The 15968-nt window shown below is 69.6% G+C and carries 12 protein-coding genes and 1 tRNA gene; 10 read left to right on the forward strand and 3 right to left on the reverse strand.

Annotation, left to right across the window (positions count from 1 at the left end; all coding sequences use genetic code 11):
* Positions 1–40 precede the first annotated feature (40 nt).
* The 7 genes from ABD679_RS08390 (at position 41) to ABD679_RS08420 (ending at position 8959) form a co-directional block, all read left to right on the forward strand.
* The gene (locus ABD679_RS08390) at positions 41–1285 is read left to right on the forward strand and encodes an argininosuccinate synthase (RefSeq protein WP_344759497.1); all 1245 of its coding nucleotides are present in this window, start codon (positions 41–43) and stop codon (positions 1283–1285) included.
* Between the two features lie 156 nt (positions 1286–1441).
* Positions 1442–2542, forward strand: a complete 1101-nt coding sequence (locus ABD679_RS08395; protein ID WP_344759566.1) for an acetylornithine deacetylase — start codon at positions 1442–1444, stop codon at positions 2540–2542.
* 99 nt (positions 2543–2641) lie between these two features.
* Positions 2642–3958 carry an acetylglutamate kinase gene (locus ABD679_RS08400; RefSeq protein WP_344759498.1) on the forward strand — a complete coding sequence of 439 codons (1317 nt, stop codon included), beginning with the start codon at positions 2642–2644 and terminating at the stop codon, positions 3956–3958.
* A gap of 3 nt (positions 3959–3961) precedes the next feature.
* Positions 3962–4582 (forward strand): GNAT family N-acetyltransferase, encoded by a 621-nt coding sequence (locus ABD679_RS08405; RefSeq protein ID WP_344759499.1) that lies wholly within the window; start codon positions 3962–3964, stop codon positions 4580–4582.
* The gene (gene argC, locus ABD679_RS08410) at positions 4575–5531 is read left to right on the forward strand and encodes an N-acetyl-gamma-glutamyl-phosphate reductase (protein ID WP_344759500.1); all 957 of its coding nucleotides are present in this window, start codon (positions 4575–4577) and stop codon (positions 5529–5531) included. Before ABD679_RS08405 ends, argC begins: the two co-directional genes overlap by 8 nt.
* Positions 5532–5712: 181 nt before the next feature.
* Positions 5713–7002 carry an argininosuccinate lyase gene (gene argH, locus ABD679_RS08415; protein ID WP_344759501.1) on the forward strand — a complete coding sequence of 430 codons (1290 nt, stop codon included), beginning with the start codon at positions 5713–5715 and terminating at the stop codon, positions 7000–7002.
* 40 nt (positions 7003–7042) lie between these two features.
* Entirely contained in the window at positions 7043–8959 is a 1917-nt protein-coding gene (locus ABD679_RS08420) for a CocE/NonD family hydrolase (RefSeq protein WP_344759502.1), read from the forward strand.
* A 7-nt stretch (positions 8960–8966) separates the two neighbouring features.
* Here ABD679_RS08420 and ABD679_RS08425 read toward each other — a convergent pair whose 3' ends face one another.
* Complete coding sequence (locus tag ABD679_RS08425; RefSeq protein ID WP_344759503.1) at positions 8967–10229, reverse strand: CynX/NimT family MFS transporter; 1263 nt, start codon at positions 10227–10229, stop codon at positions 8967–8969.
* 106 nt (positions 10230–10335) lie between these two features.
* A tRNA-Pro gene (locus ABD679_RS08430) sits at positions 10336–10412 on the reverse strand.
* A gap of 136 nt (positions 10413–10548) precedes the next feature.
* On the opposite strand from ABD679_RS08430, the gene hisS reads away from it, so the two are divergent.
* From hisS to ABD679_RS08445, 3 genes are all read left to right on the forward strand, one after another.
* Positions 10549–11919 carry a histidine--tRNA ligase gene (gene hisS, locus ABD679_RS08435; protein ID WP_344759504.1) on the forward strand — a complete coding sequence of 457 codons (1371 nt, stop codon included), beginning with the start codon at positions 10549–10551 and terminating at the stop codon, positions 11917–11919.
* Positions 11920–12148: 229 nt separating this feature from the next.
* A complete protein-coding gene (locus ABD679_RS08440) occupies positions 12149–14047 on the forward strand; it encodes an HAL/PAL/TAL family ammonia-lyase (RefSeq protein WP_344759505.1) in 1899 nt (632 codons plus the stop codon).
* On the forward strand, positions 14044–14421 hold the full coding sequence (locus ABD679_RS08445) for a hypothetical protein (RefSeq protein ID WP_344759506.1): 378 nt from the start codon (positions 14044–14046) through the stop codon (positions 14419–14421). The genes ABD679_RS08440 and ABD679_RS08445 overlap by 4 nt, the downstream gene beginning before the upstream one ends.
* Before the next feature lie 108 nt (positions 14422–14529).
* On the opposite strand, the gene ABD679_RS08450 is transcribed toward ABD679_RS08445, so the two are convergent.
* Positions 14530–15768 carry a hypothetical protein gene (locus ABD679_RS08450; RefSeq protein WP_344759507.1) on the reverse strand — a complete coding sequence of 413 codons (1239 nt, stop codon included), beginning with the start codon at positions 15766–15768 and terminating at the stop codon, positions 14530–14532.
* Between the last annotated feature and the right edge of the window lie 200 nt (positions 15769–15968).

Genomic DNA, 15968 nt, shown 5'->3' on the forward strand with positions numbered 1-15968 from the left:
CACTCATCCCTTCTTGTCCGTATCGAATCTGGAGCTCCCCATGCCAATCCCAGTCGCCCCCTCCGGTCCCGGGTCCCGGGTCCCGAGTCCCGGCAACAACGACATCGTCCTCGCCTTCTCCGGCGGCCTCGACACCAGCTTCTGCGTGCCGTGGCTGCAGGAGCGCGGCTGGGCGGTGCACACGGTGTTCGCCGACACCGGCGGCGTCGATGCCGAAGAGCGCGCGACCATCGAGGCGCGTGCCGCCGAGCTGGGCGTTGCGAGCCACGTCACCCTCGATGGCGGGCCTGCGATCTGGGACGGCTTCGTCAAGCCGTTCGTGTGGGCGGGCGAGGGCTACCAGGGCCAGTACCCACTGCTGGTGTCCGACCGCTATCTGATCGTCGACGCCGCGCTGGCGCGCGCGCACGACCTGGGCACGAACGCGATCGCCCACGGCTGCACCGGCATGGGCAACGACCAGGTGCGCTTCGACCTGGCGGTGAAGGCCTCTGGCGACTACCGCATCGTGGCGCCGATCCGCGAGATCCAGAAGGAGCACACCCAGACCCGCGCCTACGAGCAGGCCTACCTGGAGGAACGCGGCTTCGGCGTGCGCGCCAAGCAGAAGGCCTACACGATCAACGAAAACCTGCTCGGCCTGACCATGTCGGGCGGCGAAATCGACCGCTGGGAGGCGCCGGGCGAGGGCGCGCGCGGCTGGTGCGCCCCGCGCAACGAATGGCCCGCGGAGCCGCTGCGCGCGACGCTGCGCTTCGTCCGCGGCGAGGCGGTGGCGCTGGACGGCGAGGAAATGCCGGGCCACGAACTGCTGGCGAAACTCAACGCGCTGTTCGCGCGCTACGGCGTCGGCCGCGGCCTGTACACCGGCGACACCACGATCGGCCTGAAGGGGCGGATCGTGTACGAGGCCCCCGGCCTCACCGCATTGCTGGCCGCGCACCGCGCGCTGGAGGAGGCGGTGCTGAGCAAGCAGCAGAACCGCTTCAAGCCGGACGTGGCACGCAAGTGGGTGGAGCTGGTGTACGAGGGCTTCTTCCACGATCCGCTGAAGACCGACCTGGAGGCCTTCCTCGCCTCGTCGCAGGCGATGGTCAACGGCGAGGTCGTACTGGAAACCGGTGGCGGGCGCGTCGATGCGGTTGCCGTGTCTTCGCCGCACATCCTCAACGCCAGCGGCGCGACCTACGCGCAGTCCGCGGACTGGGGCGTGGAGGAGGCGGAAGGCTTCATCAAGCTGTTCGGGATGAGCAGCACGCTGTGGGCCGAGGTCAACCGCAAATAGGTTTGCTCCCTCCCCTGCGAAGAGCAGGGGGTGAGGAGGTGCGTTTGCGAGCCATTGGCTCGCGCGCCGACGAACGTCCTGCCTTCGCGGGGGAGAGCAAGTGCAAGTCGCGGCTTCCGCCGCTCCTACGGATACTTGAACACCAAGACAAACGACATGCTTGAACAGGTCCTCCAACACCTCGCCGCGCTGGTGTCCTTCGACACCCGCAACCCGCCGCGCCGGATCGGCGTGGGCGGCATCTTCGACTACCTGCGCGCACAGCTGCCGGATTTCCGGGTCGAGGTCACCGACCACGGCGACGGCGCGGTGTCGCTGTTCGCCGTGCGCGGCACGCCGCAGGTGCTGTTCAACGTGCACCTGGACACGGTGCCGTCGTCGCCGGCCTGGACCGCCGACCCGTTCACGCTGCGGGTGACCCGCAGCCGCGCGATCGGCCTGGGCGCCTGTGACATCAAGGGCGCGGCGGCCTGCCTGGTGGCGGCCGCGCAGGCCGCGCGCGGCGACGCCGCGTTCCTGTTCGGCAGCGACGAGGAAGCCAACGACGCGCGCTGCATCGACGCCTTCCTCAAGCGCCCGCACGGGTTTTCGAGCGTGGTCGTCGCCGAACCCACCAATGGCGAGGCGGTGCTCGCGCATCGCGGGATCAGCTCAGTGCTGCTGCGTTTCAAGGGCCAGGCCGGGCATGCCTCAGGCGCGGAGGCGATGGACGCCAGTGCGTTGCACCAGGCCATGCGCTGGGGGACGCGCGCGCTGGATTTCGTCGACGCCGAATCGCACCGCCGCTTCGGCGGGCTGACCGGCCTGCGCTTCAACATCGGCCGCGTCGAGGGCGGGATCAAGGCCAACGTGATCGCGCCGGAGGCCGAGGTGCGTTTTGGGTTCCGGCCGCTGCCCTCGCACGACATCGACGAGCTGCACGCACGCTTCGGCAGCCTGGCCGGGACCGGCGCGCTGGAGCGCTACGAGGAAACCTTCCGTGGCCCGCCGCTGCCTGCCGGCGAGGTGGCCGAGGCCGAAGAGCGCCGGCTGGCCGCGCGCGACCTTGCCGACGCGCTGGGCCTGCCGATCGGCAACGCCGTCGATTTCTGGACCGAGGCCTCGCTGTTCTCGGCCGCCGGCCTCGACGCACTGGTCTGCGGCCCGGGCGATATCGCCCAGGCGCACACCGCCGACGAATGGGTGTCGCTGTCGCAGCTGCAGGACTACGCCGAAGCCGTGCGACGCATCATCGCCAACGACAGTAGAGCCACGTAGGAGCGGCGGAAGCCGCGACCTGCCCGATACCAAGCGCGATCGCGGCTCCCGCCGCTCCTACCTCCACCGCGGTTCGAATCCGAAAACACCGGAACCCACATGCAACCCCACCGCCAGACCCGCCAGACCATCGTCCGCCTGCTTTCGGGCATGGGCAGCGCCAAGGAAATCGACCAGTACCTCAAGCGCTTTTCGCAGCTCGACGCGGCGCGCTTTGCCGTGGTCAAGGTCGGCGGCGCGGTGCTGCGCGACGAGCCCGACGCGCTGGTGTCATCGCTGGCCTTCCTGCAGCAGGTTGGGTTGACGCCGATCGTGGTCCACGGCGCCGGGCCGCAGCTGGACGAGGCGATGCAGGCGGCGGGGATCGAGAAGAAGGTCGTCGACAACCTGCGCCATACCGATGCGGCCGTGCTCGCCGTGGTGCGTCGCGTGCTGCGCCGGGAAAACCTGCGCCTGGTCGAAGCACTGCAGGCCGAGGGTGTGCGTGCGACGTCGATCCAGTCCGGCGTGTTCGAAGCCAAATTCCTCGATCGCGACCGCTACGGCCTGGTCGGGCGCGTGGCCGGCGTCGACACCGACGGCATCCTCGCCGCGATCAAGGTCGGCTCGATCCCGGTGATCGCCTCGCTGGGAGAAACGGACGGGGGCCAGATCGTCAACGTCAACGCCGACTGGGCCGCCAACGAGCTGATCAAGGTCCTGCAGCCGTACAAGATCGTATTCCTCACCGGCACCGGCGGGCTGCTCGACGGCGAAGGCCGGGTGATCGACTCGATCAACCTGAGCACCGAGTACGACGAGCTGCTGGCGCAGCCCTGGCTGCACTCGGGCATGCGGGTGAAGATCGAGCAGATCCACGACCTGCTGATGGCGCTGCCGCCGTCGTCGTCGGTGTCGATCACGCGGCCGGCGGAGCTCGCCAGGGAGCTGTTCACCCACAAGGGCTCGGGCACGCTGGTGCGGCGCGGCGAGCGCGTGCTGCGCGCGACGCGCTGGGACGAGCTGGACCTGCCGCGCCTGCGCGGGCTGGTCGAGTCCGCGTTCGGCCGCCACCTGGTCGACGACTATTTCGAGCGCACGCCGTTGCTGCGCGCCTACGTCAGCGAGCACTACCGCACCGCGGTGATCCTCGTCGAAGTCGACGGCGTGCCGTACCTGGACAAGTTCGCCGTACTCGACGACGCGCAGGGCGAGGGCCTCGGTCGCGCGGTATGGAACGTGATGCGCGAGGAAACGCCGCGCCTGTTCTGGCGTTCACGACACCACAACGCGGTCAACATCTTCTACTACGCCGAGGCCGACGGCTGCTTGCGGCAGGAGAGGTGGAAGACGTTCTGGTACGGGCTCGACGGCTTCGACCGGATCGAACGGGCGGTTGCGCACTGCGCCGTGCGCGAACCCACCCTGAGGGATTGAACGATGGCCGCAAGCGAACAGGTCTGGAAGACGCCGCCGCCGCGGCTGGCCGGCCGGCACGTGGCGCTCGAACCGCTGTCGCCCGCGCATGCCGACGGCTTGCGTACGGCACTTGGCGACGGCGAGCTGTCGCGCTGCTGGTACACCAGCGTGCCGGCGCCCGAAGACGCCGCTGCGTACATCGGCGCGGCGCTGGAGAAGCAGGCGCGCGGCGGTTCGTGGGCGTTCGCGGTGCTGGATGCCGCGGGCGCGGTGGTCGGCAGCACCCGTTATTACGGCATGGAGCCGGACATCCCGCGCCTGCAGATCGGCTACACCTTCTACGCGCCGCGCGTGCAGCGCACCGGGGTCAACACCGAAGCCAAGCTGCTGCTGCTCGGGCACGCCTTCGAGGCGATGGGCTGCATCTGCGTGGGCTTCGAGACCAGCACGCACAACGCGCGCTCGCGCGCCGCCATCCTGCGGCTGGGCGCGAAGCAGGATGGCGTGTTGCGCAGCCACCGCCGCCACGCCGACGGCAGCGTCCGCGACACGGTGGCATTCTCGATCATCGAATCCGAGTGGCCGGTGGTGAAGCGCAACCTGCAGGATCGGCTCGAACAGGGAGACCGCGGCCATGACTGAAAAGAAAACCGTCGGCATCGTCGGCGCGCGCGGACACACCGGCGCGGAGCTGATCCGGCTGGTCGCCGGGCACCCGCGGTTCGAACTGGCGTTCGTGTCCTCGCGCGAACTCGACGGCCAGCCGGTGTCCGCGCACGTGCCCGAGTACACGGGCGGGCTGCGCTACGCGAACATTCCCGCGCCGGAGCTGGCCTCGCATGCGGCCGACGCCTGCATCCTCGCGCTGCCCAACGGCCATGCCGCCGCCTGCGTGGACAGCCTGGTTGCCGCGGGCGCGGACCCGGTGATCGTTGACCTGTCCGCCGACCACCGCTTCGACGACGACTGGTACTACGGCCTGCCGGAACTCACCCGCAACCGCTACGCCGGGCAGAAGCACATCGCCAACCCGGGCTGCTACGCCAGCGCCATGCAATTCGCGATCGCGCCGGTGCGCGACCTGGTCGACGGGCCGGTGCAGTGCTTCGGCGTCTCCGGCTACTCCGGCGCCGGCACCACGCCCTCGGACCGCAACGACGTCGACAAGCTGCGCGGCAACCTGATGCCGTACGCGCTGGTCGACCACCTGCACGAGCGCGAGGTCAGCCGGCAGTCCGGACTGGCGATCGAGTTCATGCCCCACGTGGCGCCGCATTTCCGCGGCCTCACGGTCACCGCCAACGTGCACCTGCGCGAGCCGGCGACGCTTGAAGCCGTGCGCGCGCGCTATGCCGGACGCTACGGGGACGAGCCGCTGCTGCGCATCGGCGACGATGCACCGTGGGTCAGCCGCATCGCCGGTCGCCACGGTGCCGAGGTCGGCGGTTTCACGCTGTCGGAGGATGGACGCCGGCTGGTCGTCGTCGCGACCCTGGACAACCTGCTCAAGGGCGCGGCAACGCAGGCGATGCAGAATCTCAATCTTGCTTTCGGGTTTCCGGAAACCGAGGGCATTCCGGTGGAGTCTTGAAGGGTAGTCGGTGATTGGTGATTGGCGATTCGCAAAAGCGTGAACCGTTTCCTCCTGTCATCCCTCGCTGCGCTCGGGATGACAGCAGGAGGCAAGCGACCCTGCAGCCTCTCACCACTCGCCTCATGCCTCATTCGCCACCCGTCATCCGTCACCTACCAACCAACCAACGAGGCCGACCATGTCCGACCTGCTCTGGCAAAAACCCGGCGTCGCCGTCGACGCGCAGATCCAGGCGTTCCTTGCCGGTGACGACGTGGTCCTGGACCGCGAGTTTTTCCTGCACGACATCGCCGCCAGCCGCGCACACGCCGAAGGGCTGCAGCGTATCGGCATCCTGTCGGCGGACGAGCTGGCGGGCATCGCGCGCGAACTCGACGCCCTCGCCGAGGATTTCAGCGGCGGCGCATTCGTCCTCGACGAGCGCTTCGAGGATGGGCACTCGGCGATCGAAGCGCGCCTGGTCGAACGCCTGGGCGACACCGGCCGCCGCATCCACACCGGCCGCAGCCGCAACGACCAGGTGCTGGTCGCCACGCGCCTGTGGCTGAAGGAAAAGCTGGCGCGCACGCAGGCGCTGTGCGTCGAAACCGCGGGCATCGCCCTGCAGCGCGCCCGCGCCGAGGCCGATGTGCCGCTGCCGGGCTATACCCACCTGCAGCGCGCGGTGGTGTCGTCGCTGGGCATGTGGTGGGGGACGTGGGCGGAAGCCTTCATCGACAACGCCGCGCGCGCGCGCGACACGCATGCGTGGGTCGACGCCAACCCGCTCGGCAGCGCCGCCGGCTACGGGGTCAACCTCGCGCTCGACCGCGACCACGGTACGGGAGCACTCGGCTTCGCGCGGATGCAGCTTTCGCCACCGTACGCACAGCTTTCGCGCGGCAAGTTCGAGCTGGCGGCGATCGAAGCGCTGGGCAGCGCGATGCTGGACCTGCGCCGCGTGGCCTGGGACCTGAGCCTGTTCACCAGCGCCGAGTTCGGCTTCGTCGCACTGCCGGCGCAATACACCACCGGCAGCTCGATCATGCCCAACAAGCGCAACCCGGACGTGATCGAGCTGATGCGCGCCACCTATGCCAGCGTGGCCGCGGCGCGCAGCGAGATCGAGCAGCTGCTGTCGCTGCCGTCCGGCTACCACCGCGACCTGCAGCTGTCCAAGGGCGCGCTGTTCCACGGCTTCGGCAAGGGCCTGCAGGCGCTGGCGTTGCTGCCGGACCTGCTGCGCAACCTGGAATGGAAGCCGGAGCGCATGCGCGCGGCGTTGGAGCCGTCGATGTATGCCACCGACCTGGCCGTGGACATGGCGAAGCAGGGCGTGCCGTTCCGCGATGCCTACCGGCAGGCCGCGGACCCGGCGCGCTGGGCCGGGGGCGATCCCGCGGCCAGCCTGGCGGCCCGGACGTCGCCGGGCGCGGCGGGCGACCTGCGGCTGGATGCATTGCAGGCGAGGTTGGCGGCGTTGCGCTGATCCGCGTTAAAGTCGGCCCCTTCGCCGCCTGGGAGCCGACATGCGCATTGCGAACTTCCGCCTGTCCTTCTGCGTGCTGCCGGCTCTGCTGTTCGCGGCGCCTGCGGTGGCGCAGACCGCTCCGGATACGCCGGACATCCCGCCGGAATTTGTCGCGCCGACCGGCAGTTACGACTACGAGCGGCGCGAAGTGATGATCCCGATGCGCGACGGGGTCGGGCTGCACACGGTGATCATCGTGCCCAAGGGCGCGAAGAACGCGCCGATCCTGCTCACCCGCACGCCGTACGACGCCGACGGGCGCACCAGCCGCATGGCCTCGCCGCGGATGCTCGACGTCCTGCCGGAAGGCGACGAAGTGTTCGTGCGCGGCGGCTATATCCGCGTCGTCCAGGACATCCGTGGCAAGCACCGCTCCGAAGGCGACTACGTCACTGCCAGGCCGCTGCGGGGGCCGCTCAACCACGGCGACACCGACCATGCCACCGACGCCTGGGACACCATCGACTGGCTGGTGAAGCACGTCCCCGAGTCCAACGGCCGGGTCGGCATGATCGGCTCGTCCTACGACGGCTTCACCGCGGCGATGGCGCTGTTCGACCCGCACCCTGCGCTGAAGGTCGTTGCGCCGTACAGCCCGATGGTGGACGGCTGGATCGGCGACGACTGGTTCAGCTACGGCGCGTTCCGCCAGGTCATGTTCTCGTACTTCATCGGCCAGATGACCGCGCGCGGGCGCGGCGCGGCCGTCGCCAGCACCGGTTACGACGACTACACGACGCTGCTGCGCGCCGGCTCGGCGTCGGCGTATGCGAAGTCGATCGGCCTGGACCAGGTGCCGTTCTGGCGCAAGCTCACCGAGCATCCCGCCTACGACGCCTTCTGGCGTGAGCAGGCTGTGGACAAGCTGCTGGCGAAGGTGCCGCTCAAGGTGCCGACCATGTGGCTGCAGGGCCTGTGGGACCAGGAGGACATGTACGGCGCCAACCACGCTTACGCGGCGATGGAAGGCAAGGACCGCGACAACGACCGCAACTATCTGGTGATGGGGCCGTGGCGCCACAGCCAGGTCAAGGGCGACGGGCGCTCGCTGGGCGCGCTGCAGTGGAACGGCGACACCGCGCTGCAGTTCCGCCGCGACGTGCTCAAGCCGTTCTTCGACCAGTACCTGGTGCCGGGGGCACCGAAGGCGGATACGCCGCCGGTCCTCGTTTACGACACCGGCGCCGATCGCTGGGATCGTTTGCAGGCATGGCCACGCAGTTGCGCAGAGGGGTGTGTGGCAAGGTCGAAGCCGCTGTACCTGCGCGCCGACGGCGCGCTCTCGTTCGAGGCGCCGGCGGCGGGGCAGGCCGAGTACGACGAATACGTCTCCGATCCGGCCAAGCCGGTGCCGTATCTGCCGCGCCCGGTGAGCTTCGGCGACCGCGAGGGCTGGACGACCTGGCTGGTGCACGACCAGCGCTTCGTCGACGGCCGCCCGGACGTGCTGACCTGGGTGAGCGAGCCGCTGGCCGAACCGCTGCGCATCGCCGGCGAGCCGAAGGTCCACCTGCAGGCCTCCACCACGGGCAGCGACAGCGACTGGGTGGTCAAGCTGATCGATGTCTATCCCGAGACCATGGCCTCGCGGCCGGAAATGGGCGGATACCAGTTGCCGGTCGCGCTGACCATGTTCCGCGGCCGCTACCGCGAGAGCCTCGAAACGGCCACGCCGATCGAGCCGGGCAAGGTGCTCGAATACGCATTCCCGCTTCCCAATGCCAACCACACCTTCCAACCGGGGCACCGGGTGATGGTGCAGGTGCAGTCGAGCCTGTTCCCGCTCTACGACCGCAACCCGCAGACCTTCGTGCCGAACATCTTCTTCGCCGGGCCCGGGGATTACCACAAGGCGACCCAGCGGATCTGGCATGCGCCGGAGGCGGCCAGCTATATCGAGCTGCCGGTACGCTGATCCAACGCTACCAGACGTCCTCCAGCACCCGTGGCTTGCACGCCTGCCAGCCGCCAACCGCCATCACCACCACGCTCGCGCAGAGCATCGCGAACGGCCACGCCCATCCGTGCGTGGCCTCATGCAGCACACCGAACAGCAGCGGTCCCAGGCAGGCAATCGCGTAGCCCACGCCCTGCATGAAGCCCGACAGCGAGGCCGAGCCGGCCGGCGTGCGCGTGCGCAGGTTGATCAGGGTCAGGCCGAGCGGGAAGGTGCTGGGACCCAGGCCGACCAGCGGCACCCACAGCAGCGGCGCGACCATCGGCGCCCACAGCAGGCCGGCGAATCCGGCAAAGTGGCAGGCCGCGCAGGCCAGCACCAGCGGGAAGGGATTGCGCACCCGCACCGCCAGCGCGGGGATCGTCAGCGCGCCCGCCAGTCCCAGCGCCGAGTACAGCGCCAGCATCGTGCCGCCGAAGGCGGGCGTGGCGCCGGCCTCGGTGAGGATCTTCGGCAGCCAGGTGAACATCGAATAGGTTGCCAGCGAGGTCATGCCGAACATCAGCGCCATGCCCCAGCCCAGCGACGTGCGCCAGGCGCGGCCGCGCGGTGCGGGCGCGGCCAGCTCCGGCGCCGCGTCGCCGGCGGCGACGGCGGCGTCGTGGCAGCGGGCCAGGTCGGATTCCCGGCGCCGCTCAATCCACAGCACGCCGATCCACGGCAGCGCGGCGGCCACGGCCACAAGCGCCCAGGCGCCCATGGAGATGCGCCAGCCCACGGCCTCGGCCACCGGCACCGCCACCAGCGCCGGCAGGATCGTGCCCAGCTGCAGCACGGTGATGTACAGCGTGCTGAGCACGCCCACGCGGTCGGCGAAGTAGCGCTTGACCAGCGGTGGCAGCACCACGTTGCCCATGCCCATGCCGGCCAGCGCGACGATCGAGCCGCACAGCAGCCCGCCGGTGCCGCCGGCCAGCGAGCGCAACACCAAGCCCAGTGCGGCCAGCAGCATCGACGCCAGCGCGGCGCGTTCGAGCCCGATGCGGTGGGCGATGGCCGGCGTGGCGACGCCGAATATCGCGAACGCCGCGCTCGGCAGCATCCCCAGCACGCCGGCCATGGTGGCGCCGAAGTCGAATACGCGGCCCAGCTCGTCGAGCAGCGGCGTGATCGAGGTCACCGCGGTGCGCAGGTTGAGCGCAGACAGCACGATGCCGGCCAGTACCAGCGCGCGGCCTTCCGCCAGGCCGGACCGGGCGGGGGAGGGCGATGTTGCCTGCGTGCGCATGCGGCGGGAATCCAGGAACGGCGCGGGGGAGCCGGGAACGACCTTCGGAATGGCCGGAAACGAAAAAACCGGCGCGGGCCGGTTTTGTCTAAATCATTGATTCAATTGGTCGGGGAGACAGGATTTGAACCTGCGACTTCTACGTCCCGAACGTAGCGCTCTACCAGGCTGAGCTACACCCCGACTGGGTGAGCCGCGCATTGTAAAGAGGTCGACGGGGTCGCGGCAATAGCGGGACCGCCACGAATCCGTCGCCGGGCGGCCCGGCGGCTGCCTGCGGCTAAACTGTGGGGCTGTCGCGTTCGCCCGGAGTTTCGCCTTGATCAAGCCCCGCACCCCGCCCGGGGTCATGGAGCTGCTGCCCCGTGACCAGATCGCCTTCCAGCGCATGCTGGACACGATCCGCCTGACCTTCGAACGCTTCGGCTTCCTGCCGGTGGAGACGCCGGTGTTCGAACTGTCGGACGTGCTGCTGACCAAGTCCGGCGGCGAGACCGAGCGGCAGGTGTACTTCGTGCAGTCGACCGGGGCGCTGAACAAGTCGGTGGAAAGCGGGGGCGGCGACGGCCTGCCGGAACTGGCGCTGCGCTTCGACCTGACCGTGCCGCTGGCGCGCTACGTGGCCGAGCACGAGCGCGACCTGGCGTTCCCGTTCCGCCGCTACCAGATGCAGCGCGTGTACCGCGGCGAGCGCGCCCAGCGCGGTCGCTTCCGTGAGTTCTACCAGTGCGACATCGACGTGATCGGCAAGGACGCGCTGTCGCCGCGCCACGACGCCGAGATCCCGGCGGTGATCGCGGCGGTGTTCGATGCGCTGGACATCGGCGAGTTCACCATCTGGCTCAACCACCGCAAGTTGCTGCGCGGTTTCTTCGAGGGGCAGGGCATCGACGGCGACCGGCAGCTGGCGGTGCTGCGCGAGCTGGACAAGCTCGACAAGCGCGGCGAGGACGCGGTGCGCGCGACCTTGGTGGGCGAGGGTTTCGGCCTGGCCGCGGACGTCGCCGACCGGCTGCTGGCGTTCTCGCGCGTGCGCTCGACTGGCCACGACGACGCACTGGCGAAGCTCGATGCGCTCGGTGCCGGCACGCCGCTGTTCGAGGAGGGGCGCGAGGAGTTGCGCGCGCTGCTCGGCCGGCTGAAGGCGATGGGCGTGCCGGCGTCGCGCTACGCGATCAACCTCTCGATCGCGCGCGGCCTGGACTACTACACCGGCATGGTCTACGAGACCACGCTGGACGCGTACCCGCAGATCGGCTCGATCTGCTCGGGCGGGCGCTACGACAACCTCGCCAGCCACTACACCAGGTCGAAGCTGCCGGGCGTGGGTATTTCCATCGGCCTGACGCGGCTGTTCTTCCAGCTGCGCGATGCCGGGCTGGTGGCCGGCGCGGACAGTTCGGTCGACGCACTGGTGACCCTGCTCGACGACGCTGGCCTGGACCGTGCGCTGGCGCTCTCGCAGCAGTTGCGCGCGGCCGGGCTCAACGTGGAAACGCAGCTCGAACCGCGCAAGCTGGCCAAGCAGCTGCAGTACGCCGATCGCGCCGGCATCCGCTTCGTGGTGATCCGGGGCGAAGACGAGGCCGCGCGCGGCGCGGTGGCGGTCAAGGATTTGCGGCGTGGCGAGCAGTTCGAGGTTGCCGAAGCCGAGCTCGCGCAGCGGCTGCTGGACGAGCGGAAGTCGTGATCGCGCGGGCCGTTCCGGTTGCCGGCTTTGGCCCCCTCCCCTGCGAAGGCAGGGGAGGGCTGGGGAGGGGTGTCTTTCGGATCAGCCCGAACCGTGGCGGCCCCCTCCCAGCCTCTCCCTGCCGTCGCATGGGGAAGGGCCAGGGCAAGCGCTCGCGGCTGAAGCCGCTCCTACAGGAATCCGGGGCTGCACGGGCCCGGACGGATGCAAACCACAGGATCTTCGCTGCATGAAACCCATCCTCCTCGACGGCAAGTCCTTCACCCAGCGCCAGCTCGCCGAGATCGCGTACGGCGCGCCGGTGGAGTTGTCCGGCGCCGCGCTGCGCGACGTTGCCCGCGCCGCCGACTTCCTCGCCGAACAGGTCCGCCGCGAGGAGCCGATCTACGGCGTGTCTACCGGCTTCGGCAGCAACGCCGACAAGCTGCTCGGCGCGCATCCGCTGCGCGACGAACTGCCCGGCGCCGCGCCCAGTGGCCGTTCGCTGCACGAGGAACTGCAGACCAACCTGATCGTCACCCACGCGGTGTGCGTGGGCGAGCCGTTCGCACCGGAAGTGGTGCGCGCGATGCTCGGCATCCGCATCAACACCCTGCTCAAGGGCCACTCCGGCATCCGCGTGCAGACCCTGCAGGCGCTGGCGGCGATGCTCAATGCCGGCGTGGTGCCGGTGGTGCCGCAGCTGGGCTCGGTGGGCGCGTCCGGCGACCTCGCGCCGCTGTCGCACCTGGCCATCGTGCTGCTCGGCGGCGGCGAGGCCTTTTACGAAGGCGAACGCATGCCGGGTGCGCAGGCGCTCAAGCGCGCCGGCCTGCAGCCGGTGTCGCTGTCGTACAAGGAAGGCCTGGCGCTGAACAACGGCACCGCGCAGATGCTGGCCACCGGCGTGCTGGCGCTGTCGAAGCTGGAAGACCTGCTCGATACCGCCGACCTCGCCGCGGCGATGACCATCGACGCCTTCGCCGGCCGCATGGGCGCCTTCGCCGAACAGGTGCACGCGCTGCGCCCGCATCCGGGGCAGGTGGAAGTGGCCGCGCACCTGCGGGAGCTGCTCGCCGGCTCCACGCTTGCCGACATTCCGTACCACCTGGTGCCGAAGTTCCGCTCGTGGCAGCCATCGAGCTGGGCCGGCGACGACGCGCAGGCGCTGAACTTCGATATCGGCTGGGAGTGGGTGCCGTTCTCGCAGCGCCACGGCCGCGAGAAGTTCTACCAGCGCTTCAAGCCGTTCCGCGGCGGCAAGAAGCACCAGCCGCAGGACAGCTACTCGCTGCGCTGCATCCCGCAGGTGCACGGCGCGGTGCGCGACGCGGTGGCGCAGGCGCGGCGGGTGCTCGATATCGAACTCAACGCGGTCACCGACAACCCGCTGGTGTTCCCCGACGCGAAGGCCGAGCACGTCGAGCAGCAGGTGATTTCCGCCGGCCATTTCCACGGCATGCCGCTGGCGCTGGCGATGAGCTACGTCAAGGCCGCGATCCCGGTGCTGGCGTCGATCTCCGAGCGCCGCCTCAACAAACTGGTCGACCCGGCCACCAACGACGGCCTGCCCGCGTTCCTGATCGGCAACGAGGACGGCACCGAGTCGGGCTTCATGATCGTGCAATACACGGCGGCGGCGATCGTCAACGACCTCACCAGTCGCGCGATGCCGGCCTCGGTGTATTCGATCCCCACCAGCGCGAATGCCGAAGACCACGTTTCCATGGGCGCCAACGAGGCGCGTCACGTGCTGGCCATGGTCGACGACCTGGGCAAGGTACTGGCGCTGGAGCTGTATACCGCCGCGCAGGCACTGGACCTGCGCCGCCGGATGATCGGCGCAGCCCGCGACACCGCCCGGCGCGCCGACGCCGCGACGCTGGCGGCGAAGGTGCAGGGCGCACCGGCGGCTGACGCCGAAGCGCATGCCGGGTTCCTCGGCGAGGTCGAGGCGCTGCGCGCGGAACTGGCCTCGGGCGACGACTACCATCCCGGTGCCGCGGTCGCCGCCGCGCACGCCGCGCTGCGCGAAGCGATCCCGTTCCTCGACCGCGACCGCGCGCTCGACGGCGAAGTCGCCGCGGCGGTGCGCCTGGTCGCCGACGGTGCGCTTCTGGCCGCCGCGCGCGGCGTCGTGTCCGGATGAACCTCGCGCTGCACACCGGCTGGCTGGGCGCGCTGGAAGCCGGCGCGATCGCCTTCCTCGTCGGCCTGCTGGCCTATCTGGCCAGCCACGTCCTCGCCCGCGCCCTGCGCTGGCCGGAAGGCCACGCCATCGGCTGGGCCGCATTCGCCGCGGTTGCGATCGGCGCCGGTACCGATCTGTGGCACCTGTTCCGCCTGTTCTTCGTCAACCCCGGCTCGCCGGCGCGTGCGCAGATCGCGCTGGCCGGCATCCACGACCCCGACGGCCTGGGCACGCGCGCCGTCATGGAAATCATCGCAGCCCTGGGCGGCGTGTTGCTGGCCTGGATCTGGTTCGAATCGCGTCGCGCGGACAATAACCCGCCCCGCGTGTAGGAGCGGCTTCAGCCGCGAGCTTTTCCCCGCGCCGCCAAACCAGAGACGCTGGGTCCCGCCTGCGCGGGCACGACGACAAAAGCCAAAAGCTCGCGGCTGAAGCCGCTCCTACAAGGGCGTCGGCTCCGCGGATGGCTGGTCCAGCAGACCGGCGCGGTGCAGTGCATCGATCAGGGGTCGCCGGTTGGAGGCCGGAGAACGCGGCCAGCCCTTCACTGTTTCGATGACCTTGCCACCGCGCACGACGTGGAACTCCGGCATCGACCAGGTCGGCAGGACCGACCATTCACCGCGGTCGTGGATCATCTCTGCCGGGGCCTCGGGAAAGCGCCGGTTCCAGTCGCGCACGGCGTCGATGGATTCGACGCCCGGCGTGCTGACCAGCCAATGTGCGTGGCGGGCAAAAACAGGCCCCAGTACGGGGTCCGCGGTAATGTCCTCCGCGGCGTCAGCCGAGAAATGGCAGCCGGCCGTGACCAGGACCTGGGCCGGTTCCAGGTCGATGGCGGTGCGCGTCAGGCGGCTGCCATCGGCGTTCATGCGCCAAACGGTCGCGGCCGGTGCTTTGTTCGTCAGCGGATCATCGAAGGCGGGCAGTGTGGTAAGGCCCGCTTCCGGATGTGCAGCGGTGAAACGGCGAGCTTGTTCAAAACGCCTTCCCGCCAGGAGGATTCCACGCAGCTTGAGCACGTCCTGTCGGTCGATGATGCCGCGGCGTTCGGTGACTTCGAAGACCGACAGGGCGGTTTCGGCAAGGTCCGGGCGCGGCGCGCTGCCAGCTGCCTGCGACGCTGCACGCCACAGCAGCCGGAGATCGTGATCGGCCAGTGCGTGCAGCGTGGCCGGTTGGCGTGCTTCGGGGAACAGCGCGTCGAAGCGGGCGGCGACGGTGTCGTTCCGTGCTGCATCGTTGCCGTGGGCGGAGGCCCTGTTGGCATCAAGGTAGAAGCGGGTGTATCGGCGCTCTAGATCGCTGATACCCGTCAGCCCGGTGCGGTTGATGCCGATCACGGCGGCCCGGCTGCGTGGCGCGTAGGCAGCTACGTCGCTGCCGAACAGGCCGAGGACGGCGTGGATCTGGTCATCGTCGAGCTCTTCGGCAAGATCGCCCTGGTTGAAACCGCCAAGGCCTTTGCTGCCCCACACAAGGTCGGAAAGGAACCGCTCGCGGGCACCGGCGGAAAATGCATCCAGTGGCGTTGGTTCACCAGTCGCCGCGTGCCGGCGCAGGTACTCGTCGAGCTGCGTTTGGCTGCGGATCGTGGCATCCGCCTGCACCGGCTGCTGCTGCCCTTCCGCAGCGCCTGCGCTTGCGGGCCACGCAGTTGCGGCCAACAGGAGTGCCATGAGTGCATTGCGGCCGTGTGATGTCATCGGGGGGCCTCCGGGGACATGACGGTGGGCAGGGTAACAGCCGGAAGCAGAGCGCCCCGCGTGTAGGAGCGGCTTCAGCCGCGGGCTCCTGGTTCTTGTCGTCATCCCCGCGCAGGCGGGTATCCAGTGGCTCTGGTTCGGGGCATTGGAAAAAGCTCGCGGCTGAAGCCGCT

The organism is Luteimonas lutimaris (assembly GCF_039537065.1).
GTDB classification, from domain to species: domain Bacteria; phylum Pseudomonadota; class Gammaproteobacteria; order Xanthomonadales; family Xanthomonadaceae; genus Luteimonas; species Luteimonas lutimaris.

Excerpts from the sequence above, each read along its gene's own strand:
- ABD679_RS08390 (WP_344759497.1), top strand. The coding sequence starts at position 41 with ATGCCAATCCCAGTCGCCCCCTCCGGTCCCGGGTCCCGGGTCCCGAGT.
- ABD679_RS08395 (WP_344759566.1), top strand. The coding sequence starts at position 1,442 with ATGCTTGAACAGGTCCTCCAACACCTCGCCGCGCTGGTGTCCTTCGAC.
- ABD679_RS08400 (WP_344759498.1), top strand. The coding sequence starts at position 2,642 with ATGCAACCCCACCGCCAGACCCGCCAGACCATCGTCCGCCTGCTTTCG.
- ABD679_RS08405 (WP_344759499.1), top strand. The coding sequence starts at position 3,962 with ATGGCCGCAAGCGAACAGGTCTGGAAGACGCCGCCGCCGCGGCTGGCC.
- argC (WP_344759500.1), top strand. The coding sequence starts at position 4,575 with ATGACTGAAAAGAAAACCGTCGGCATCGTCGGCGCGCGCGGACACACC.
- argH (WP_344759501.1), top strand. The coding sequence starts at position 5,713 with ATGTCCGACCTGCTCTGGCAAAAACCCGGCGTCGCCGTCGACGCGCAG.
- ABD679_RS08420 (WP_344759502.1), top strand. The coding sequence starts at position 7,043 with ATGCGCATTGCGAACTTCCGCCTGTCCTTCTGCGTGCTGCCGGCTCTG.
- ABD679_RS08425 (WP_344759503.1), bottom strand. The coding sequence starts at position 10,229 with ATGCGCACGCAGGCAACATCGCCCTCCCCCGCCCGGTCCGGCCTGGCG.
- ABD679_RS08440 (WP_344759505.1), top strand. The coding sequence starts at position 12,149 with ATGAAACCCATCCTCCTCGACGGCAAGTCCTTCACCCAGCGCCAGCTC.
- ABD679_RS08445 (WP_344759506.1), top strand. The coding sequence starts at position 14,044 with ATGAACCTCGCGCTGCACACCGGCTGGCTGGGCGCGCTGGAAGCCGGC.
- ABD679_RS08450 (WP_344759507.1), bottom strand. The coding sequence starts at position 15,768 with ATGGCACTCCTGTTGGCCGCAACTGCGTGGCCCGCAAGCGCAGGCGCT.